Below are 19,226 nucleotides of genomic sequence, written 5' to 3' on the forward strand. Positions count from 1 at the left end.
CTGGAGTGAGCGATCCTCTGGGAACCGCGGTTCGCCGCCTGCCCATTCATATCGGGGCGATCGCCCCACACGCGATCACGCCCACGGACACCGTGTCCGTGGGCCGTTTTCATTTCCGTCGAGCGCGAGGTGCGGCTCGCTTACTCGCCGACCGCTAGGCTTAAACGCTCGACTGCGGTACGTCCGATAGCGCCAAGGTGGCAGAGTCTGGTCAGACGCAGCGGCCTGCAGAGCCGCCCAACGCCGGTTCAAATCCGGCCCTTGGCTTCACACGACCTCTGTTTGTGCATTCTCCGGAGCGCTGCACGTCGAGGAGACCGTTGTTTATCTCCGGGCGCTGAGGGTGCACGCGTGACCGCCTCTGGTATTGTTGATTCTGTTCACGTGACGGCTGCCGCAGAGCGAATCGACAACAGGACGGATCGCACTCGGTGGCAGAGGGTATCAGAAACGCTCGGTGTCTACTCCAGGGTTCTCCCGGTGTGGTTCGTAGGGGAAGCGCCGTCGGCGCCGTCGGTTCGACGCCGGAGGTACCGACCGTCTACAGGTCGTCGGCGTCGAACTTCCAGAGCCCGACCAGCGGCGGCGCGATCGTCCAGAACACGAGCATCGAGACCGCAGACACCTGCTGATTGATCCGCTCCCCGGAGAACAGCTGTTCGCCGAGGAACGCGTTCGTCAGGACCTCGACGCCGGTCGTGGGGTTCGCGACCTGCAGGAACACGCCGATTTGCTGGGTCGACACCGGCAGGGGATCGAGGATCGGGCTCGCGGCGTCGAGGAACTGTCCGGTGACCGCCCCCCACAGCAGCACGAACAGGACGTAGATCCCGATCCCGCCGATCAGCGCGCGCCGCTGGGTCGTCGCGGCCGCCGAGAAGCCGACCGCGATGGCGACGAAGACGATACCGAGGGCCGCCGCGAACACCGTGTACCCGAGGTACGCCCCGGCGTTGAACGACACGGGGGCGACGATCAACACGACGGCGGGCAACAGGAACCCGGCGAGCACCGCGAGCGCCAACGCCGCGCCGCGGCCGACGACCTTCCCGAAGACGACGTCGGCGCGGGAGTGCGGCAGCGACAGGAGCAGCTTCAGCGAGCCCGACTCGCGCTCGCCGCTCACGGCGTTGTACCCGACGACCACGCCGACCAGCGGCACGAGCGTCGTCACGAGGAACGGCCCGACGAAGAAGCTCAACAGCATCTCCGTCGCGAACTGCTCGCCGCCCTGTCCGCCGGGTCTGACGACGAACGCGAACGCCGAGACGAGCAGCGAGAACACCGCCACGAGCGCGATCATCCCGCGCGATCGCACCGCGTCCTGGAAGTCCTTCTCGGCGACGGCGGCGAGGCTCATCGGCGCACCTCCCCGTCTGCGGCGGCAGTGTCCGGAGTTGCACTGGTAGATTCCGCGGCGTCGCCCTCCGTGTACGCCAGGAAGAGGTCCTCCAGCGACGCCTCCCTGGTGTGGAAGTCCCGCACGACGACGCCCGCGTCCTCCAGGGCGCCGATGACGCGCGTCTTCGCCCCGTCGTCGCAGTTCACGACGAGAGTGGCGCCGTCGCGAGTGACTCGGCTGACGCCCTCGACCGCGCGCGCCGTCTCGGCGGCGACGTCACTCGGTTCGTCCGTCTCGTCGGACGCGTCCCCGCCGGTCGTTCTCCCCACGGCGATCTCTAGCGTCTCCTCGTCGCCGACGGCCTCGCGGAGCCCCTCCACGGAGTCCTCGGCGACGAGCTCGCCCTCGCGGAGGATGCCGACGCGGTCGCAGACGGCGTCGACCTGTTCGAGCACGTGCGAGGAGAAGAACACGGTCGCGCCGCGGTCGACCTCCGCGCGGACGATCTCGCGCATCTCCTTCGCGCCCGCCGGGTCGAGCCCGGAGGAGGGCTCGTCGAGGACGAGCAGGTCGGGGTCCCCGACGAGTGCCATCGCGAGCGCGAGCCGCTGGCGCATCCCCTTCGAGTAGTCGCCCGCTTTGCGGTCGGCGTCGTCACTGAGCCCCACGCGCGCTAACAGCGCGTCCGGGTCGTCGTCGGCGTCCTTCGATCGAACCGCGAACTCGACGTGCTTCCGCCCGGAGAGGCGGTCGTACACGGCGAACCCGTCGGGAAGAACGCCGGTCCGCTGGCGGATCGCGACGCCGTCGGCCGTGGCGTCCTGCCCGAGCACGCGCACCGTGCCCGCGGTCGGCCGGACGAGATCGAGCAGCATGTCGATCGTCGTCGACTTGCCGGCGCCGTTCGGGCCGAGGAACCCGTACACCTCGCCCTCCTCGACGGACAGGTCGAGGTCACGGACGGCCGTAACGTCGCCGAACGCCTTCGTCACGCCGCGCAGCTCGATGGCGGTCATGACTCCACGTTCCCGCGTCCTCGAATAAAGGGTTGCGGGTTTTGCCGAGCGGTGGGCTCCGCCATCGCCGAGACGACTGCGAGCCTCGTCTGTGACTCGCTCGATGACGGAACGGTGCGACTGACTTTCCCTGTCGCCTGGAACCTCTATTCGGGATCAGAGAAGAGTTATTCTGTAGCTTCTGATTGTTTTTCACTGACATATAAGGTTACTATTCGATCTGAATTCTCGAATTTAGGGCGAACGAACGTCCGATTGCGTTGTTTCGATAGTGACGAAAATTTTAATTATTGTTTGTATATATATCGGTCTGTATGGTTCTAATACCACTTCAGGCCGCTGTCGAGTTCGCGCATAGCCCGCTTCTAACGTTCATAATCGGACTGATCATTGTCATCGCGCTGCTGGTGTGGTTGGACCTCCCGGCGTTCATCGGGCTGATCATCTCCGCGTTCCTAGTCGGCGTGGTGAACACGATATTCGTCGCGGACTTCACCGCCGCCGACGCCGGTGGGGAGGTGGCGACGGCGTTCGGGAACGGCATGGCCGGGATCGGGATACCCATCCTGATGGCCGCGGTCATCGGGAAGGGGATGTTGGAGAGTGGCGCGGCCCAGCGAATCGTCCGCGGCTTCCAGAACCTGCTCGGGTCGGGTAACGCCGACGTGGCGCTGCTCGGAAGCAGTTCCGTGCTCGCGATACCCGTGTTCTTCGACAGCGTGTTCTACCTCATGGCGCCGCTGGCGCGCTCCATGCGGGCACGCATCGGGAAGGATTACACGCTGTTCATCGTCGTCGTCGGCGCTGGGGCCGCGACGACGCACGTGTTCGTCCCGCCGACGCCCGGTCCGCTGGCGGTCGCCGACGAGGTCGGAAGCAACCTGGGGATGACGATACTCGTGGGACTGGCGGTCGCCATCCCGGCGGCGATCATGTCCGGGCTCGTGTACGGCCGTTGGATCAACAGCCGGCTCGACATCCCGCTGCGGGACACTATGGCGACCTCCACCGAGGAGCTACAGGAAGTGGCCGACCGGCCGACCAGCGAGCTCCCGGGCGTTCTGGAGTCGCTGGCGCCGATCCTGCTGGCCGTCGTGCTGATCGCGTCCTCTACGTTCGTCAACACGTTCCAGGAGGCCGTACCGGCCCTGGCCTCGCTGCAGCCGTACACCGACTTCCTCGGCAACAAGAACGTCGCGTTGACAATCGCCGCGCTCGCCGCCGCGTACACGTTCTACCGCTACGAGAACTTGACCCAGAGTGAGTGGAACGACGAACTCACGGAGGCGCTAAAAAGCGGCGGGAACATCGCCGCGATCACCGCGGCCGGGGGCGCGTTCGGCGCGCTGCTCGCGGCATCCGGCATCGGTGACTACCTTGCGAACGCGCTTCAGGAGGTCGGGATCGGCCTGCTCATCACCGCGTGGCTCATCGCTGCGATCGTCCGGATCGCGCAGGGGTCGGCCACGGCCGCGATGTTGACCGCCGCGGGGATCATGGCACCCCTCGTCGGCGATCTGGCCGTCCACCCGGCGTACCTCGTGATGGCGATCGGCGCCGGCGGCAACATCTTCTCGTGGTTCAACGACTCCGGCTTCTGGCTCGTCAGCGAGATCGGGGGACTCACGAAGAAGGAGACGCTCCAGACCTGGACCGCCCTCACGACGATCATCTCGGTGACGGGTCTCATCACCGTGCTGATCATGTCGACGGTCCTCCCGCTCGCCTGAGCCGACCGGTTTCCTTTTTGCTCGGTCAATGCCACCCTCGTTCGGCCGAGAGAACTGACTGCGGGAGCCGCGGCGTTACTCGTCGGCGTCCGGCGGCCACGCCACCCCGCGCTCCGCGAGGAGGTCGGCGAACTCGTCCTCGTCGAGCACGGGCACGCCCTCGTCGTCGGCGTCGTCCCGCTTCGACCGCCCGGGGTCCTCGCCGGCGACGAGGTAGTCGGTGTTGCCCGAGACGCTCGACGTCGCCGACGCCCCGTGCGCCTCGACGTGCGCCTGCGCCTCGCTCCGCGTCGTCGACAGCGACCCGGTGAAGACGACGGTGAGCCCGTCGAGCGCGTCGCCGGTCTCGACGTCGGTCGACTCGGGTTCGACCCCGCGCTCGCGGAGCCCCTCGACCGCCGCCCGGTTCTCCTCGGTGTCGAGGAACGTCCGGATCGATTCGGCGACCTCGGGCCCCACGTCGTCCACCTCCCGCAGCGCCTCCTCGTCGGCGTCGAGGAGGACGTCGAGGTCGCCGAAGTGCGCCGCGAGCGCGCGAGCGGTCGTCGCCCCCACGTCGGGGATCCCGAGCCCGGCGAGGAAGTCGTCGAGCGGGGGAGCCTTCGTCCGCTCCAGCTCGGCGACGAGGTTCTCGGCGCTCGTCTCGCCCCACCCCTCCAGCGCGGCGAGGTCGTCGACGGTCAGGTCGTACAGGTCCGGCAGCGACTCGACGAGGCCGGCCTCCCGGAGCTGTTCGACCCGCTCGGGGCCGAGCCCTTCGATATCGAGCGCGTCCCGCCGCGCCCAGTGTTCGACCGCCCGATCCAGCTGTGCCGGGCAGCCGAGCCCGCCGGTGCAGAACGCGAGCGGGCCGTCGCGCTCGACGGGGGCGTCGCATATCGGGCAGGTGTCGGGGAACTCGTAGGTCCCCTCCGAGCGCTTCTCGACGACCTCCGGGACGTAGGGGATCACGTCGCCCGCGCGGTAGATCCGCACGCGGTCGCCGACGTTCACGCCGAGCGCCTCGATCTCCGCGGGGTTGTGGAGCGTCGCCCGCGAGACGCTGACGCCCCCCACCTCGACCGGGTCGAGCTCGGCGACCGGCGTGAGCCGCCCCGTCCGCCCGACCTGCACGGTGATCCCCGTGACGGTCGTCGTCGCGGTTCGAGGCGGAAACTTGTAGGCGAACGCCCAGCGCGGCGCCCGCGACGTCGACCCCAGCGCCTCGCGGTGAGCCCGGTCGTCGACCGCGATCACGACGCCGTCTATCTCGTAGTCCAGGTCGTCGCGCTCGGCCATCAGGCGGTCGCGGTACTCGATCGCGCGCTCGACGTCGTCGACGCGCTCGATCCGGTCAGCGCGGCGGAGCCCGAACGCGTCGAACGCGTCGAACTCGTCCCAGTGAGCGTCGGGACGCTCGGGGGAGTCGGCGCTCGCTTCGCCGTCTCCCTCTCCGGGCCCCCACGCCAGCACGTCGAAGAAGAAGACGTCGAGCGGGCGATCGGCGGCGACCGCGGGGTCGAGCTGGCGGAGCGTCCCGGCGGCGGCGTTTCGCGGGTTCGCGAACGGCTCCTCGCCGCGCTCGATCAGCTCCTCGTTGTACGCCTCGAACGCGTCGCGGGGCATGTAGGCCTCCCCGCGGACCGCGAGCCGGGCCGGCGGGTCGCCGCGGAGCCGGCCGGGGACGGACCGGATCGTCCGCACCTGTTCGGTCACGTCGTCGCCCTTGGTCCCGTCGCCCCGGGTTGCGGCGCGGAGGTACGCGCCGTCCTCGTAGACGACCTCGACGGAGAGCCCGTCGAACTTCGGCTCGCAGACGTACGCGACGTCGTCGGGGTCGAACCCCTCGGCGGCGAGCCCGCGCCGGACGCGCTCGTCGAACTCCCGGACCGCCTCCGCTTCGGTCGCGTTGTCGATGGAGCGCATCGGCGCGACGTGCTCGACGGTCTCCAGCTCGTCGAGCGGCTCGCCGCCGACGCGGCGCGTGGGGGAGTCCTCGGTCGAGAGGTCGAACGCCTCCTCCAGCTCCTCGAGCCGGCGGTACAGCCGGTCGTACGTCTCGTCGGAGATCAGCGGATCCGCCTGGACGTAGTACCGGTGGTCGTGTTCGCGGACCGCCGCCCGCAGCAGCGACGCCTGCTCGGCGGCGTCCTCGGCCGAGAGCGCCTCGACCGGCTCGAAGTCGGTCGGCGGCGCCTCGACGTAGGGGTTCTCGGCAGGGTCCGCGTACCGGTTCGGCGGTCCGGAGTGCGCGCTCGTCATCGGCGGATCCTCGCGGCGGCTCGGGTTAAAAACGCAGGTTCGAGACCGGGAACCGTCGCGGCTCGCCGGTCGACGCGGCGGACAGGCGAGCTACGCGACCCGGTCGCCGGCGGCGAACACCGCCGCCGGGTCCTGCCACGCTTCGACGTCCTCGGTGGGGTCCGCGCCGAGGAGGACGAGGTCGGCGCGGTACCCCTCGGCGACGCGACCGACGTCGTCGAGCCCGAGCAGGTCGGCGGCGTTGACGGTGGCGGCCTCCAGCGCCGCTTCCGGCGAGAGGCCGTACTCGACCATGGACGCCAGTTCTCGCGGGATGTCTCCGAAGAAGTTGAACGGCGTGCCGGCGTCGGTGCCCATCGCGATCGGCACGCCGGCCTCGAGCGCGTGGTCCCACGCGTCGTCGAAGCGGCCGGCGGCGTCCTCGGCCTTCGCGACGGCGTCCTCCGGAATGCCGGCCTCGATCCCGTTGTCGACGATGCCCCGGAGCGCGCTCGCGGTCGGGACCCAGTAGGTGCCCCGCTCGGCCATCATCTCGGCGGCCTCCCGGTCCATGAACGTCCCGTGCTCGACGCTCGAAATCCCGGCCTCGACCGCGTTCTTGATCCCCTCCGCCCCGTGGGCGTGGGCCGCGGTCGGCGTGTCGGTCGGCGCCGCCGCGTCGGTGAACGCCGCCAGCTCCTCCGGCGTCAGTTCGGGGGCGCCCGTCACCGCGCCCTCGGTGAGGACGCCGCCGGTCGCCATGCACTTGAGCACGTCCGCGCCCGCCTTCAGCTGCTCGCGGGCCGCCTTCCGGACCTCCGCGGGGCCGTCGGCCTCGCGTCCGAACCAGTTGCCGTGACCGCCCGTCATGATCACGTTGCGGCCGCACGCGAGCACCCGCGGGCCCTCGATCTCGCCGGCGGCGACCGACTCGCCCGCGTCGAGCGCGAGGGTCCCTCGGCTCCCCAGGTCGCGCACGGTCGTGACGCCCGCCTCGACGGCGGCACGGAGGTTCCCGGCCGTCCGGTAGCTCGCGGTGTAGTCGCTGTCAGACACCGCCGTGGCGACGTCGGGCCGCCCGTCCATCATCACGTGGACGTGCGCGTCGATCAGCCCGGGCGCGACGACCTTCCCCTCGGCGTCGATCTCCCCGTCGACCTCCCCCGCGTCGTCGACGTCGTCGCCGACCGCGACGATCGCTCCGTCCGCGATCGCCACGTCGGCCTCGCGGGTTCCGTCGGCGTCAGCCACGCGACCGCCTCGAAGTACGTGCATACCCTACGGGGGGCCGTTCGACGGGTAAACGCTCGGGTCGCGGTAGTCACTGATTGTTCTGAGATATCATGTCACACACCCACACGTATAACCGGATGGCTTCCAACTATCGTACTATGGCAGCCGACAGTCAACCGGACGCACGCGGTGGGTTGTACGAGCGTCGGATCGGCACGCCGAGGACCGCCGACGAGGTGAACGGATACTGGCTGTTCGGGTTCGGAGTGCTGCTCGGATTGGCAGGCGTCGTGCTGTTCTCTCTCACTGAGTCGGCGACGACCACCCGCGGTATCGCGTACGCGCTCGCGGCGCTCGCGCCCCCGTTCGTCATGCTCGGGGCGGTGATCCGCTTCCCGCTCCGACGAACTGGGACGTTCCTCGGGTACCTCGGGACGGCCGTGAGCGTCCTCGCCGTGGTGTGGTTCGTGAACATCTTCCCGGAGGGGTGGTTCACCGCGTCGGGGGACTCGACCGTGATCACGCTGTACGGCGTCGGGCTGCTCCTGATCGGGCTCGCCGGGACGGTCGTGCCGCTGCTCTCCGACCCGGTGTACGAGGACTACGAGCGGATGCGGAGCGAGACGGCCGCCGCCGCGACCGAGCGCGACGAGACGAGCGCCGAGCTGGAGTCGACCCGAGCGGATCTGGCGTCGACGCGCGACGAGCTGGAGGCGGTTCGCAACGACCTCGAATCGGCGCGCGGGGAGCTGTCGGTCGCGGAGGAGCGCGCGACGGAACTCGACGCCGAGGCCGAGGCCGCGCGCGCCGAGGCCGCGTCGCTCCGCGAGAGCAAGGCCCGGTTCGAGCTGTTCGAGGACGCGGGCGGCAGGCCGCGCTGGCGGCTGCGCCACCGCAACGGGAACGTCATCGCCACCTCCGGACAGGGGTACAGCAGCCGCGGAAAGGCCCAACAGGGGCTCCACAGCGTCAGGCGGAACGCGCGCGGCGCCGGCCTCCTTCGGATCGAGACGGCCGTTGAGGACGCCGAGGCGGTCGCCGCCGACGACGGGCCGGAGCCAGAGGACGCCGCGGAGCCGGCCGTGGCGGTTCCGAACGGCGACGCCGAGCCCGCGAGCAGGGCCACGTTCGAACTGTTCGAGGACGCGAGCGAGGAGTGGCGCTGGCGGCTCCGCCACGACAACGGGAACGTCGTCGCCGACTCCGGCGAGGGGTACGCCTCGAAGTCGAACGCGAAGCGCGCGCTCGCCCGGGTCCGCGAGCACGTCGCCGCCGCCGACTACCTCCGCGTCGACCCCGCCGCCTTCGAGCTGTTCCGCGACGCGGCGGGCGAGTGGCGCTGGCGGCTGATCCACGAGAACGGCGACGTGCTCGCCGACTCCGGCGAGGGGTACTCCTCGCGGTCGAAGGCCCGTCAGGGGCTCGAGAGCGTGCGGTCGAACGCCGCCGAGGCCGCCCTCGCGGAGCTCGGCGTCGGGGACGCCGACGCCAGCGACGGCGCGGGCAGCGCGGGCGCGACGTTCGAGCTGTACGAGGACCAGGGCGGCGAGTGGCGCTGGCGGCTCCGGCACCGCAACGGGAACGTGGTCGCCGACTCCGGTGAGGGGTACGCCTCGAAGTCGGGCGCGGAGGACGCGATCGAGCGCGTTCGAGGCCACGCCCCCGACGCCTCCGTGCTGGAGGTCGGGAGCGCCGCCTTCGAGATCTACGAGGACGCCGCCGGCGAGTGGCGCTGGCGGCTGCGCCACCGCAACGGGAACGTGGTCGCCGACTCCGGCGAGGGGTACGCCTCCCGGTCGAACGCGACCGAGGCCGTCACGCGGCTGAAGGCCAACGCCCCGGGCGCGGCCGAGGAGATCGTCGAGTAGCGCGGCTCCGGCCCGCGGCTTTTTCCACTACGCCGCCGCGAGCAGCTTCAGGCGCAGCTCGCGCTCGTCGACCTCGTACTTGAACGCCGGGTGGCCGTCGATCAGCACGTAGGGGACGCGCTCGCCGTACTCCTCGGCGAGTTCGGGGTCCTCGTCGACGTCGACCATCTCGAGGTCGATCCCCACGCCGAGGTCCGCGGCCGTCTCCGCTATCGTCTCCCGGGCGGCGACACAGAGCGTGCATCCCTCGCGGGTGTACACGGTGACCGGGACCGCCCCAGTCGCGTCCGAATCGCTCATATGCGCCCGTTCGGGTGGCAGAGAAGAGTCGGTTTCGATCGGACGCGCCCGCGGTTCAGAACACGCCGCGGTCGCCTTCGACCGACTGACGACCGCTGATGAGGGTAGGGGTGCCGCCGGTCTGGATGATGTTGAACGCGGTCATCAGGTCGGAGCGAGAGATGAGCCCGACGAGGTTCTCGCTCTCGTCGACCACGGGGAGGCGACCGACGCCGTGCTCCTGCATCGTCTGGAGCGCGGTCATCGCGTCCGCGTTCGGGCCGATCGCGACGAGGTCGGTCGCCATCACGTCGTCGACGCGGTAGGCGTCCCGCTCGACGTCCCTGACCGACCGGGCGTCCTCCAAGGTCACCATCCCGACCAGGTCACCGCCGCGGAGCACGGGGTAGCCCGTGTGCCGCTCCTCGAACATCCGGCTCATCAGCTCGGCGACGGAGGTGTCCTCGGTGACGGTGTGGAGCCCCTCGCGGGGCGTCATCACGTCGGCGACGGTGACGTTCTCGAAGGCCGCCTTCAGGGTGGTCTGCTGGGACTCGCCGGAGGCGGCCATGTAGATGAAGAAGGCGAGCACGATGAGCAGCAGCTGGAAGCTGAACAGGCCGATCAACCCCATCGCGAACGCGAACGCCTTCCCGACCGCGGCGGCGCGCTGGGTCGCCTGCGCGTGCGGCTGGTTCCGGGCCAAAAGCGCCCGCAGAACGCGACCGCCGTCCATCGGGAAGGCGGGGAGCATGTTGAACGCCGCGAGCACCACGTTCAACAGGGCGAGGTAGCCGAACACGAACAGCACGGCGTCGGCGCCGATCGGTGAGACGAGGAACACGCCGTAGCAGGCGACGCCGACCGCGACGCTGACGACCGGTCCCGCGATCGCGATCCAGAACTCGTGTTTCCAGTCCTCGGGAAACTCGGTGAAGCTGGCCAGCCCGCCGAGCAGCCACAGCGTGATCGACTCGATCTCGTACCCGTAGCGCATGGCGACGATCGAGTGGCCGAACTCGTGGAGGAGGACGCCGACGAACAGCCCGAGCGCGGCCGCCAGTCCGAGCGCCCAGGGAGTGAGCCCGCCGCCGAGGGTGGCCGGATCGATGCCGGCGCCGAGCGTCTCGTTCATCACGCCGGCGATGTCCCCGACCTGCGAGCCGATGAGGTAGGCGAAGAGCGGCAACACGATCAGGAACGTCCAGTTGAGCCTGACCGGGATTCCCAGTACCGTCCCGATCTTGAGTCCACGCATACTCCCGGGTTAGTCGGGTGGGCGGTTAAACGTCTGGGCGTGACGGTCGAAACACACGACACCGACTCCCTCGCCGCCGTTTATATAACGGACCGCCGCCGATCGGCCGATATGGACGATACTACCCACGGCGGGGAGGCGAGCGCGTCGGACGCGGTCCTGAAGCGCGGCGACGAGATCGGCTACGAGGCGGTCGACGCCGCCGACGGACTCCGGAAGGGGGTGCTCATCGACGAGTCGGACGGCGCACCGACCTTCGCGATGCGGCGGTTCGAGCTCGCGCCCGGCGCCGCGGTCCCGCGTCACACGAACGCGGTCGAACACGAGCAGTACGTGCTCGCCGGCGAGTACGTCGTGGGGATCGGCGAGGAGGAACGCGTCGTCTCTCCCGGCGACGCGCTCCTCATCCCGGCGGGCGTCGAGCACTGGTACCGGAACGAGAGCGAGGAGCCGGGCGCGTTCATCTGCGTGGTGCCGAACGGTGGCGACGCGATCGACCTCGTCGAGTAACCCGGTTCGACCTCGCCGCTCACTCGATCGTGCCGACCCGATCGGCGACGTAGCCAAACTGGTCGCGGTAGCCGTACGGCGACAGCAACACGGGGTAGAAGGGCTCGTCGGCGCGGAGCGCCTCGCCGTCGGCGGCCGCGAACCGGTCGCCGGCCTCGACGCGCTCGAAGTTACGCGCGAACACCTCGTACTCCTCCCCGGCCGGCTTCGGGATCCGGTCGCGGAGCCGGAACACCTCGACGTCGTCGCGGCCGCCCGCGTCGACCACGCCGTCGGCGCCCGGTGCGGGAAGCGCGCCCGTCGCGGCCAGGAACGCCCGCGTCAGCCAGTAGGCGTTGTCGGCGGCGCCGTCCGAGCCCTGGAGGCCCGCCTCCACCTCGAGGGTGTGCGGGTGTTCGATGAGCCGTCCCTCGGTGAACGCGTCGGTCTGGATGACGACGTCCACCGGGAGGTGGGGGGCGACCGCGCGGGCGACCTCGTCCATCGAGTCGATCACCGCGAACGGCTCGGCGGACGACTGCGTCGAGTGGATCGCGAGGGTGGTACAGCCCTCGACCGCCGCCAGCAGTTCGGCCGCGAGCCGCTCCTCGTGGGCGTTCGAGTCGAGGTCCCCCGGGAACGTTCGGTTGAGGTCGACGTCGAGGTAGCGCACGCCGGCGTCGAGGGCCCGCTCGTTGGCGACGATCAGCCGCACCGGGCGCTCGACGTCGGGCTCGGCGTCGAGGAGCCGCCGGACCGCGCGTGCGCCGCAGGGCTCGTCGCCGTGGATCGCGCCGACGACCGCGATCTCGGGCTCGCCCTCGCCCAGTTCGTACACGTCCATACCTACCGAACGCGCTCGGGCGATAAGTCGCGTTCGGATCGCCGCCGCTCGCGACCGGCCCGGCTCAGTGCGCCTCGTCGATCCGCTCGGCGTACTCGTAGTCGGCCGGGTACGCCTCGGGGCGCGCGCCGTCGAGGGGGATCCGCCAGCCGTCGATGGCGGTCGGGTCGGCCAGCGCGGACCGGAGCGTCGCCCGCACCTCGTCGACGTCGACGCCGTAGAAGTCGCCGGGGACGCCGCGGAGGTACTGGAGCGCCGTCTCGAACAGCGACCGCATCCCGTCGTCGTTCCCGAAGTCGACGCGCTTGTACGCCCCCGCGGCGACCTGCACCATCCCGTGGAGGAACGCGCTCTCCGCGGTCCCGCTCCCGTAGTTGTACCACTCGTCCTCGAAGCAGTCGTGGGACTCGTGGTACTCGCCGGCGTTGAACAGCCGGACGCCGTGTTCGGTGGCCCGCCGGAGCGTGGCGTGCTCCCAGTGACCGCCGGCGACGTCGACGTCGCCGGCCGTGTCGGGGTCGTCCGCGGCCGCGTGCCACCCGGTCGGGTTCCCGAGCGGCGGGGCGACGCCGGGGTCCTGGGTGTGCTCGTCCATGCGAACGAATCTCGGGCGAAGCGACCTAACCGTTTCGCGGGTCGCAGGTCGATCCCGACCGAGCGCCGCGACCGTATCGAACGCTTCTTTCCGCGACCGGTCGTCCGGTCGGACAATGGAACTCGGCCTCCCCTTCGCGATCGGGGCCGCCGTCGTCTGGGGCGTGTACATCTTCGTGCTGAAGCGCTCCTTCTCCGGCTATCCGCCCGCGGGGCTCACGGTGCTGATCAACGCGGCGGCGATCGCGTGGTTCCTCCCGGTGACCGTCGCGACGACGGACCTCGGCGGGGCGACGCTGGCGAGCGACCCGCTCGGCGCCCCCGAGCGGGTCGCGCGCTCGCTGGCGACGGTCGACCCCCAGGCGGTCGCCGTCGTCGCCGGGACCGCGACGGCGACCGCGGTCGCGTTCGTCCTCTTCCTCCGAGCGATCGCCGGCGGCGACGTCTCCTACGTGACCCCGATCAACAAGGTGGTCCCGATGTTCGTGCTCCCGCTGGAGGTGCTGTTGCTCGGCGAGGTGCTCGCGCCGGTCCAGGTCGCCGGCGTCGTCGTCGCCACGGCGGCCGTGTACGTCGCGAACTACGAGCCGGGGAGCCTGCTCGCGCCGCTCGTCAGCGCCGTCCACTCCCGGCCCGCCCAGCTCGCGTTGGTGAGCGCGGCGTGTTACGCCGTCTCCGACCTCGGGAAGCGCGTGGCCCTCCAGGAGCTCGCGATCCCCGGGACGCTGTGGGTGCCGCTGCTCCTCGCCGGGGCCGGACTCGTACTCCTTCCCGCGGCGGTCCGGACCCCGCCGGCGGTGACTCGGGCCGATGCGCCGAAGTTCCTCGCGGCCGGCGCGCTCGTCGCGCTCGGCGAGCACCTGACCACCGTCGCGTTCGCGTCGCTGCCCGCGAGCGTCGCGTCGCCGGTGATCAACACGCAGGCGATCGTCGCCGTCGTCCTCGGCGGGGTCGTCCTCGGCGAGCGCTACTTCCGCGTCCGGCTCGTCGCCGCCCTTCTCGCCGTCGTCGGCGTCGGGATGATAGCGCTGTGAGGGCGGTCGCTCCCTCCCGATTCGTCGGCTCTCGATCCCGGGTTCGTCTCCGTTTATCCCAACAGATTCCTCGGTGGTCAAAATTTAACATTTAGGGCCAGTACGCGTGTTCACATGGGTCATCACCACTCACGGCGCAGCGTGTTGAAAGCGATCGGTGCGACCGCGACGCTCTCCGGCGTCGCGGGGACCGTCGGCGCTCGCGGCGGGCCGTCGACCGCGCGGTACGCCGCATTCAACGTGGTCGATCTGGGGACGGGGCAGGTCCAGGAGTCCGGAGACGAGCAGGCGGAAGCCGCCGCTCGCATCGTGCAGGAGGTCGATCCGGACGTGCTCGTCGTCAACGAACTGGCGAACAACATTCAGGAGGCGACGGTCGACGACGGCGTCCCGACGGACCGGACCAACGTCGAGGCGTTCGTCGAGAACTACCTCAGCGTCCCGCAGGAGAAGAACCTGGAGGGGATCGAGTACGAGTACACGCTCCAGCCCGAGAGCAACACCGGGGTCCTCCCGGAGGAGGAGTACGACTTCAACAAGGACGGAGAGGCGGGCGCACGCCCCGGCGACGCGTTCGGCTTCGGCGAGTATCCGGGCCAGTACGCGTTCGGAATCGCGAGCAAGTTCCCCTTCGACGAGGACGCGATCCGCTCGTTCCAGGAGTTCCTGTGGGCGGACATGCCGGACAACCTGATCCCCCTTGAAGGGGAGGAGGGCGTCGACGAGGACGGGATCTACCTCACGGAGGACGAACTGGACGTGTATCGACTCTCCTCGAAGACGCACATCGACGTGCCGTTCGACGTCGACGGCGACACTGTCCACGGGCTGTTCTCGCACCCGACGCCGGCAGCCTTCGACTTCGAGAACAACTTCAACGGCCGATGGAACCACGACGAGAACCGGTTCTGGGCGGACTACGTCGCCGGCGCGGAGTACATCTACGACGACTCCGGAACCGACGGCGGGATCAACGACGACGCCTCCTACGTCCTGCTCGGGGACATGAACGCCGGTCCCGGCGACGAGCCGCTCGACCCGGCGACGGAGTTCTTCGTCGAGAACGACGACTTCAACACGCGGAACCTCCCCACGAGCCCGGGCGGGGCACAGCTGGGTAACCAGTACGCCACCGCCGACTTCGGCGACGGCGGATCCAAAGTCGACTGGGCCCTCCCCTCGCCGGATCTCTCGCTGCACTCGTCGTCGGTCGTTTGGCCGAGTTCGGACGCGAACAAGCGCGGGCTCTCGGATGACGTGGAAGACGCCTCGGATCACCGCCTCGTGTGGGCGGACATCGCCGCGAAGTGAGGCGTCTCGCGCGAGGCGTCCGGTCCCGCAGGCAATCACCGGCGCGGAAAACCGGTGGTTTAAATCTCCGCGAGGGCCTCGTCTCGACTGCTTGCGAGGGTAGCCAAGCCCGGAAACGGCGGCGGACTCAAGATCCGCTCCTGTAGAGGTCCGTGGGTTCAAATCCCTCCCCTCGCATGAGCGCGTCACAGCGCGCGAATGCGGAAGACGCTCTCGGAGCGCTCTTCCCTCGCAAAATCTCACGCCCTATTTACTTCCAGCCGACGGCCTCGGTGGTCGATCGGCGCCGCTGCGATCGACCGCGCCGCTCAGTCGTCCACCGGATCGACCACTTCGTGCGGGACGTTCTGTTCTCGGAGCTTGGCCGTGTGTTCCGGCAGCTGGTCCGTGGTGACGACGAGGCGGACGTCCAGCCCGCGGACCGCCGCCTCGGCGACGCCGTCGACCGTTCCGAACCGGATGTCCGGCCGCGCGCCGCTTCGCGACACGAGCGCGTACGCCTCCGTTCCGGCGACGGCGAGCAGGCTCTCGTCCGTGCGATCCGACACGACGTCGGCCGGGTCGAGCCGTCGGCCGTCGGTGACGTCCGGGACGGGTACCACCGTCACGTACCCGGTCTCGTAGTCGACGACGCCCTCGAAGTCGGCGACGCCGACCGCCTCCCCCGCCGCGGCGGCCGTGACGGTGACGGCCGTCGCGGTCCCGCCGGCGGGGTTCGCGTGGAGCACCCCGTCGCGCATCACGAGTCCGACCTCCCTCCCTTCCGCGACGTCGGCCAGCGCGACCGCGGCGTCGACGTCGACGCTGCCGAGGACGTCCGAGCTGACGCGGTCGAGGTACGTCCGGAGGCTGTCGGTCCGGGAGATGAGCCAGTCGACGCCCTCCTTGGTCACGCTGTACCGCCCGCGACCCCCCTTGTCGACGTAGCCGTGTTCCACGAGGTCACGGACGTAGTCGCTGACGGCCTGCGAGGTCACGCCGATCGCGTCGGCGATCTCGGTCTGACTCACCGCTGGCTGCCGAGCGGCGATCTCCACCAGCACCTGGTAGCGCGTCGCGTCGCGTTTGCTGTCGAGAACCTCCGGCGGGGCCACCCGTTCGGGATCTGCCATCGCTCGTGTTCGTGGGGCCACAAGTAAAGTACTGTTGTAGTCGACCCCGTCGATCTCCCCGATCAGGGACGTTTCGGCCGAGGCGACCAAACTTCAATAGTTGTATGGCAACCCCTTTTTCACAGTGAGCGAGTGGGGTTGTCGTTGGCGGGGGCGACCGACGACGCGACGGCGACCTCGCGCGGCGCGACAGTGGACCGCCCGGTCGGTCGCATGCGTTCGTCGACTCGTCCGTGCTCGACCTCCGATGAGGGTCCGTCGGGGCGGTGCGGTGGGCCGCCCGCCCGGCTCGATAGCCCGGCTTAGTAACCGTTATACACGGGGTGACCCATGCTGGAACTATGCAACGACGCGCTGTGGCCGTGTACGTCGCGCTCTTCGTTCTGATCGCGGGCGGTGCGGGTGTCCTCACCGCCACGGCCGAGAGTCCGGAGATCGGCTTCGAGAACCCCGACTTCGAGGTATCAGAGAACGATACGGTCGAAGTGGACGGCGAGTCGTACACCGTCGCCGGGATCTCCGAGGGCGAGGACGGGATGATGGGAACGCTCGAACAGGAGGAGACGGTCGAGCGCTCGGAGACGTGGGAGAACGAGTCGACGATCGAGCTCGACGACCGCGAGTGGCGCGTGGAGATAACCGGCGACGAGCCGAGCGAGTTCACCCTCGTCGAGGTGCTCGACCGGGAGGCGATCCTGGAGGAGGACGACAGCGCCGACAACGAGACCATCGAGCGCGACGACGGCGAGTACGTCGCGGTGACCGAGGACAACGAAACGACGCTCGTCCCGGTGGACGAGTACTTCCCGGCTCCCGAAGAGCAGTCGTACGCGACCGGCGACTCCCTCGAGTACGACGACCGGACCGTGACCGTCGACGAGATCACGGCCGACCAGGCCGTCGTCGTCTGGGAGGGCACCCAGACCAACACGGTCGAGATCGAGGAGGAAACGCCCGTGACGATCGGCGAGACGGAGTTCGTCGCGACCTTCCCCGACGACTCGACGATGGCGCTGTCGAGCGACATCGAGGGGTACGAGGCGCAGGTCGCCGAGATAGACCAGTTCGACCAGTACACTGACGGCCTGACGCGCGTGGTGGTCCTCGCGTTCCTCTCGGTGCTGCTGCTGCTCGCGGCCGCGTTCGTCCCCACGCGCTACTGACCCGTCTCCGGGCGGGTTCGGTCCCGTATCGACCCGCCGGACGATCGCTCGTCCACACCGACAGACTCTCTTTCGAGGCGCTCGTCGAGGAGCGCATGACCTCGACCGGCGAGAAGATCCGCCAGCTCGCCCCTCACTGGGGCGTGATGTTCCTGTTGATGCTCGCCGTTCTGGCGGTGGTCGAGCGGCTCGTCGGCCCCGTCGGATTCGTCCCCTCCATGGTCCTCGTGTTCGCCGTCGCGTTCGGCTATCCGATCGCCGCCCGCGCGCTCGGCGTCGCGCCGCCCGTCTGGCAGCGCCCGTAGCCGCCGCTCGCCGTGTCGGCTCGCGCTCTCAGGTCAGCCGCCGGGCACGTGTACGCCGGGTCACTCCTCGGTCGCGTCGCGGATCGCGCTCTCGATCCTCGGTCGGAACGCGCCCACCCCGACGCCGAGAGCGAAGGCGACGACGGCGGCGACGGCGATCCAGAGCGTGTTCGGGTGGTCGAGTCCGGAGTGAAGCAGTATCTCCATGGGTTCCAATTCGCGATCGGTCGGGTAAATCGATCGCTTCGCCGGCGACCCGTCGCCGGCGGCCGCGGCTCACACGACTCCGACCGCGCCCCCGGCGATAACACCGATGTCAGGCGATCACCCGCCGGTCCCTTTCGTTTTTATACGTGTTCGTCACGTACGACCGGTATGAGCGAGGACACTCGGGCTCCGGTCACGACGGAGCTCCCGGACGCACCGTTTCACACCACCGGCACCGACCACATCACGGTCTGGGGAAGCAACGAGGCGGACACGATCGCCTTCTACCGCGACCTGCTCGGTATGCCGCTCGTCCTTCGCCAGCCGAACCTCGACGACCCCTCGCAGACGCACCTCTTTTTCGACACCGGGGACGACCGCATCCTGACGTTCTTCGTGAGCGACGACCGGCCCTCCGCCCGCGGTCAGCGCCCCGGGACCGGCGCGGTCCATCACCTCTGTTTCAGCGTCGAGCCCGACGAGTACGAGGAGATCATGGAGGCGTTAGAGGAGGCCGGAAAGGGGTACAACGTGTTCGACCGCGGCATCTTCCACTCGATCTACACGCGGGACAACAACGGGCTCGTCATCGAGCTCTCCGCGGACAAGTACGAGATTCCGGAGGGTCGCAAGGGCGAGGTGCTCGCGACCGCCCAGCGGCTCCGCGAGGAGGACGGCGCCGACTTCGCGCAGGACCGACACATGAAGGGGGCCTTAGAGGAGCTCGGCCTCCCGGTGACAAAGCACGACCTGCCCGACGCGGACGCGGGCGTCGGCGTATGAGCGGCCGAGCGCCGCACGCGGGCGACGACCCACACGCGGACGGGGAGCTGGTGACGGCCGGGACGCCGGTGGACGAGGCCGACGCCGCGGTCGTCCTCGTCCACGGCCGCGGCGCGACCGCCCGGAGCATCCTCGGTTTCGGCGAGGAGATCGCCGGGGACGGCGACGTCGCGCTGATAGCCCCGCAAGCGACCGCCAACACCTGGTATCCGAACTCCTTTCTCGCCCCGGTCGCGGACAACGAGCCCGGACGGAGCTCCGGGCTGCGCGCCGTCGGCCGCGCGGTCGAGGCGGCGACGACCGCTGGAGTCCCGACCGAGCGCGTCCTCGTCGCCGGCTTCTCGCAGGGGGCCTGTCTCGCGAGCGAGTTCGTCGCGCGGAACCCGGCCCGGTACGGCGGGCTCGCGGTCCTGAGCGGCGGGCTGATCGGCGAGTCGA

19 protein-coding genes and 2 tRNA genes are annotated in these 19,226 nt (G+C 69.7%); 11 read left to right on the plus strand and 10 right to left on the minus strand.

Annotated elements, in window-relative coordinates:
• Positions 1-191 precede the first annotated feature (191 nt).
• Positions 192-267: transfer RNA gene (locus tag U4E84_RS13175), tRNA-Cys, on the plus strand.
• 274 nt (positions 268-541) lie between these two features.
• Here the strand turns inward: U4E84_RS13175 and U4E84_RS13180 are convergent.
• Both U4E84_RS13180 and U4E84_RS13185 read right to left on the minus strand, forming a co-directional pair.
• Complete coding sequence (locus U4E84_RS13180; RefSeq protein WP_322532561.1) at positions 542-1,360, minus strand: ABC transporter permease subunit; 819 nt, start codon at positions 1,358-1,360, stop codon at positions 542-544.
• The gene (locus U4E84_RS13185; RefSeq protein WP_322532562.1) at positions 1,357-2,358 is read right to left on the minus strand and encodes an ABC transporter ATP-binding protein; all 1,002 of its coding nucleotides are present in this window, start codon (positions 2,356-2,358) and stop codon (positions 1,357-1,359) included. Before U4E84_RS13185 ends, U4E84_RS13180 begins: the two co-directional genes overlap by 4 nt.
• Positions 2,359-2,672: 314 nt before the next feature.
• Here U4E84_RS13185 and U4E84_RS13190 point away from each other — a divergent pair, with 314 nt between their 5' ends.
• Positions 2,673-4,088 (plus strand): gluconate:H+ symporter, encoded by a 1,416-nt coding sequence (locus U4E84_RS13190; protein ID WP_322532563.1) that lies wholly within the window; start codon positions 2,673-2,675, stop codon positions 4,086-4,088.
• A 75-nt stretch (positions 4,089-4,163) separates the two neighbouring features.
• Here U4E84_RS13190 and ligA read toward each other — a convergent pair whose 3' ends face one another.
• Both ligA and U4E84_RS13200 read right to left on the minus strand, forming a co-directional pair.
• Positions 4,164-6,329: an NAD-dependent DNA ligase LigA gene (ligA, locus tag U4E84_RS13195; RefSeq protein ID WP_322532564.1), complete on the minus strand. Its 2,166-nt coding sequence runs from the start codon at positions 6,327-6,329 to the stop codon at positions 4,164-4,166.
• Between the two features lie 90 nt (positions 6,330-6,419).
• Complete coding sequence (locus U4E84_RS13200; protein ID WP_322532565.1) at positions 6,420-7,583, minus strand: amidohydrolase family protein; 1,164 nt, start codon at positions 7,581-7,583, stop codon at positions 6,420-6,422.
• Positions 7,584-7,699: 116 nt separating this feature from the next.
• On the opposite strand from U4E84_RS13200, the gene U4E84_RS13205 reads away from it, so the two are divergent.
• Positions 7,700-9,409, plus strand: a complete 1,710-nt coding sequence (locus tag U4E84_RS13205; protein ID WP_322532566.1) for an HVO_2922 family protein — start codon at positions 7,700-7,702, stop codon at positions 9,407-9,409.
• A gap of 27 nt (positions 9,410-9,436) precedes the next feature.
• On the opposite strand, the gene U4E84_RS13210 is transcribed toward U4E84_RS13205, so the two are convergent.
• Complete coding sequence (locus U4E84_RS13210; protein ID WP_322532567.1) at positions 9,437-9,709, minus strand: glutaredoxin family protein; 273 nt, start codon at positions 9,707-9,709, stop codon at positions 9,437-9,439.
• 55 nt (positions 9,710-9,764) lie between these two features.
• Positions 9,765-10,946: a M50 family metallopeptidase gene (locus U4E84_RS13215; RefSeq protein ID WP_322532568.1), complete on the minus strand. Its 1,182-nt coding sequence runs from the start codon at positions 10,944-10,946 to the stop codon at positions 9,765-9,767.
• A 111-nt stretch (positions 10,947-11,057) separates the two neighbouring features.
• Here U4E84_RS13215 and U4E84_RS13220 point away from each other — a divergent pair, with 111 nt between their 5' ends.
• Positions 11,058-11,456, plus strand: coding sequence for a cupin domain-containing protein (locus tag U4E84_RS13220; protein ID WP_322532569.1), 399 nt, complete (start codon positions 11,058-11,060; stop codon positions 11,454-11,456).
• A 19-nt stretch (positions 11,457-11,475) separates the two neighbouring features.
• On the opposite strand, the gene U4E84_RS13225 is transcribed toward U4E84_RS13220, so the two are convergent.
• Both U4E84_RS13225 and U4E84_RS13230 read right to left on the minus strand, forming a co-directional pair.
• Positions 11,476-12,279: a succinylglutamate desuccinylase/aspartoacylase family protein gene (locus U4E84_RS13225; protein ID WP_322532570.1), complete on the minus strand. Its 804-nt coding sequence runs from the start codon at positions 12,277-12,279 to the stop codon at positions 11,476-11,478.
• Between the two features lie 64 nt (positions 12,280-12,343).
• Positions 12,344-12,874 (minus strand): DUF309 domain-containing protein, encoded by a 531-nt coding sequence (locus U4E84_RS13230; RefSeq protein ID WP_322532571.1) that lies wholly within the window; start codon positions 12,872-12,874, stop codon positions 12,344-12,346.
• Between the two features lie 115 nt (positions 12,875-12,989).
• Between U4E84_RS13230 and U4E84_RS13235 the strand changes: the two genes are divergently transcribed.
• The 3 genes from U4E84_RS13235 (at position 12,990) to U4E84_RS13245 (ending at position 15,395) form a co-directional block, all read left to right on the plus strand.
• Positions 12,990-13,907 carry an EamA family transporter gene (locus tag U4E84_RS13235; RefSeq protein WP_322532572.1) on the plus strand — a complete coding sequence of 306 codons (918 nt, stop codon included), beginning with the start codon at positions 12,990-12,992 and terminating at the stop codon, positions 13,905-13,907.
• A 114-nt stretch (positions 13,908-14,021) separates the two neighbouring features.
• Positions 14,022-15,218, plus strand: coding sequence for an endonuclease/exonuclease/phosphatase family protein (locus U4E84_RS13240; RefSeq protein ID WP_322532573.1), 1,197 nt, complete (start codon positions 14,022-14,024; stop codon positions 15,216-15,218).
• Positions 15,219-15,311: 93 nt separating this feature from the next.
• Positions 15,312-15,395: transfer RNA gene (locus tag U4E84_RS13245), tRNA-Leu, on the plus strand.
• A gap of 131 nt (positions 15,396-15,526) precedes the next feature.
• On the opposite strand, the gene U4E84_RS13250 is transcribed toward U4E84_RS13245, so the two are convergent.
• Entirely contained in the window at positions 15,527-16,330 is an 804-nt protein-coding gene (locus U4E84_RS13250; RefSeq protein WP_322532574.1) for a MarR family transcriptional regulator, read from the minus strand.
• A 356-nt stretch (positions 16,331-16,686) separates the two neighbouring features.
• Here U4E84_RS13250 and U4E84_RS13255 point away from each other — a divergent pair, with 356 nt between their 5' ends.
• Both U4E84_RS13255 and U4E84_RS13260 read left to right on the plus strand, forming a co-directional pair.
• Complete coding sequence (locus U4E84_RS13255; protein ID WP_322532578.1) at positions 16,687-17,493, plus strand: hypothetical protein; 807 nt, start codon at positions 16,687-16,689, stop codon at positions 17,491-17,493.
• A 95-nt stretch (positions 17,494-17,588) separates the two neighbouring features.
• Positions 17,589-17,798: a hypothetical protein gene (locus U4E84_RS13260; RefSeq protein WP_322532575.1), complete on the plus strand. Its 210-nt coding sequence runs from the start codon at positions 17,589-17,591 to the stop codon at positions 17,796-17,798.
• A gap of 60 nt (positions 17,799-17,858) precedes the next feature.
• On the opposite strand, the gene U4E84_RS13265 is transcribed toward U4E84_RS13260, so the two are convergent.
• Positions 17,859-18,005, minus strand: a complete 147-nt coding sequence (locus U4E84_RS13265; protein WP_322532576.1) for a hypothetical protein — start codon at positions 18,003-18,005, stop codon at positions 17,859-17,861.
• A gap of 168 nt (positions 18,006-18,173) precedes the next feature.
• Between U4E84_RS13265 and U4E84_RS13270 the strand changes: the two genes are divergently transcribed.
• A complete protein-coding gene (locus U4E84_RS13270) occupies positions 18,174-18,788 on the plus strand; it encodes a VOC family protein (RefSeq protein WP_322532577.1) in 615 nt (204 codons plus the stop codon).
• Positions 18,785-19,226: alpha/beta hydrolase (locus tag U4E84_RS13275; RefSeq protein ID WP_369698428.1), on the plus strand; the 442-nt coding region annotated here is incomplete at its 3' end. The genes U4E84_RS13270 and U4E84_RS13275, both read left to right, overlap by 4 nt.

Source organism: Halorubrum sp. AD140 (assembly GCF_034497445.1).
In the GTDB taxonomy this organism is placed as follows: Archaea; Halobacteriota; Halobacteria; order Halobacteriales; family Haloferacaceae; genus Halorubrum.

Bases quoted from the DNA above. Each gene is read 5' to 3' on its own strand.
- U4E84_RS13270 (WP_322532577.1), top strand. From the start codon at position 18,174: ATGAGCGAGGACACTCGGGCTCCGGTCACGACGGAGCTCCCGGACGCA.
- U4E84_RS13250 (WP_322532574.1), bottom strand. From the start codon at position 16,330: ATGGCAGATCCCGAACGGGTGGCCCCGCCGGAGGTTCTCGACAGCAAA.
- U4E84_RS13240 (WP_322532573.1), top strand. From the start codon at position 14,022: ATGGGTCATCACCACTCACGGCGCAGCGTGTTGAAAGCGATCGGTGCG.
- U4E84_RS13180 (WP_322532561.1), bottom strand. From the start codon at position 1,360: ATGAGCCTCGCCGCCGTCGCCGAGAAGGACTTCCAGGACGCGGTGCGA.
- U4E84_RS13260 (WP_322532575.1), top strand. From the start codon at position 17,589: ATGACCTCGACCGGCGAGAAGATCCGCCAGCTCGCCCCTCACTGGGGC.
- U4E84_RS13215 (WP_322532568.1), bottom strand. From the start codon at position 10,946: ATGCGTGGACTCAAGATCGGGACGGTACTGGGAATCCCGGTCAGGCTC.
- U4E84_RS13230 (WP_322532571.1), bottom strand. From the start codon at position 12,874: ATGGACGAGCACACCCAGGACCCCGGCGTCGCCCCGCCGCTCGGGAAC.
- U4E84_RS13205 (WP_322532566.1), top strand. From the start codon at position 7,700: ATGGCAGCCGACAGTCAACCGGACGCACGCGGTGGGTTGTACGAGCGT.
- U4E84_RS13190 (WP_322532563.1), top strand. From the start codon at position 2,673: ATGGTTCTAATACCACTTCAGGCCGCTGTCGAGTTCGCGCATAGCCCG.
- U4E84_RS13185 (WP_322532562.1), bottom strand. From the start codon at position 2,358: ATGACCGCCATCGAGCTGCGCGGCGTGACGAAGGCGTTCGGCGACGTT.
- U4E84_RS13235 (WP_322532572.1), top strand. From the start codon at position 12,990: ATGGAACTCGGCCTCCCCTTCGCGATCGGGGCCGCCGTCGTCTGGGGC.
- U4E84_RS13265 (WP_322532576.1), bottom strand. From the start codon at position 18,005: ATGGAGATACTGCTTCACTCCGGACTCGACCACCCGAACACGCTCTGG.
- U4E84_RS13200 (WP_322532565.1), bottom strand. From the start codon at position 7,583: ATGCACGTACTTCGAGGCGGTCGCGTGGCTGACGCCGACGGAACCCGC.
- U4E84_RS13220 (WP_322532569.1), top strand. From the start codon at position 11,058: ATGGACGATACTACCCACGGCGGGGAGGCGAGCGCGTCGGACGCGGTC.
- U4E84_RS13210 (WP_322532567.1), bottom strand. From the start codon at position 9,709: ATGAGCGATTCGGACGCGACTGGGGCGGTCCCGGTCACCGTGTACACC.
- ligA (WP_322532564.1), bottom strand. From the start codon at position 6,329: ATGACGAGCGCGCACTCCGGACCGCCGAACCGGTACGCGGACCCTGCC.
- U4E84_RS13225 (WP_322532570.1), bottom strand. From the start codon at position 12,279: ATGGACGTGTACGAACTGGGCGAGGGCGAGCCCGAGATCGCGGTCGTC.